Origin of the sequence: Paenibacillus camelliae, from assembly GCF_023715345.1 — a bacterium.
Taxonomy (GTDB): Bacteria; Bacillota; Bacilli; order Paenibacillales; family Paenibacillaceae; genus Pristimantibacillus; species Pristimantibacillus camelliae.
Genome location: NZ_JAMBNY010000059.1, coordinates 1 through 425 on the forward strand (window position 1 = coordinate 1; position 425 = coordinate 425).

General features: G+C 27.5%; 1 protein-coding gene. It reads left to right on the forward strand.

Going from position 1 to position 425, the window contains the following annotated elements; translation table 11 throughout:
- Positions 1–115: epilancin biosynthesis-related protein ElxI1 (gene elxI1 / locus M3180_RS22385; RefSeq protein WP_432806970.1), on the forward strand; the 115-nt coding region annotated here is incomplete at its 5' end.
- Between the last annotated feature and the right edge of the window lie 310 nt (positions 116–425).

Consider the following 425-nt stretch of genomic DNA (forward strand, 5'->3'; position numbering starts at 1 on the left):
GTATTTGCTAGAAAACATACCACATTTGCCAATTATATTATTTATTCTGATGTTTATTTTCGGAGTACCTTCTGAAATGATAAAAGATAGGCAAAGGAAAAATAACGGTGTTTAATTTATCGATATTTAGAGGTGATAAAATTTGTCAACTATTACAAAGACTAAAATAAAAATCTTTATTAATTATTTTATTGGTATATTAGCCTTGGCGTTTGATGCTTATATATTATTTAAATAAAGGTTAGAGTGAAACGTGTTTATGAACTAGACGTTCTAGTATAGTTACTATAGCTTTAGTCAGAAGGTATCATTGATAAGATCATATTAAATCAAAGAGGCATTGATATACACTAAAAAGAGGCAAGATTACCTGCCTCTTTTTAGTTATTAAATATACGTGTTAATTCTTGGTAATAGTGTCACTG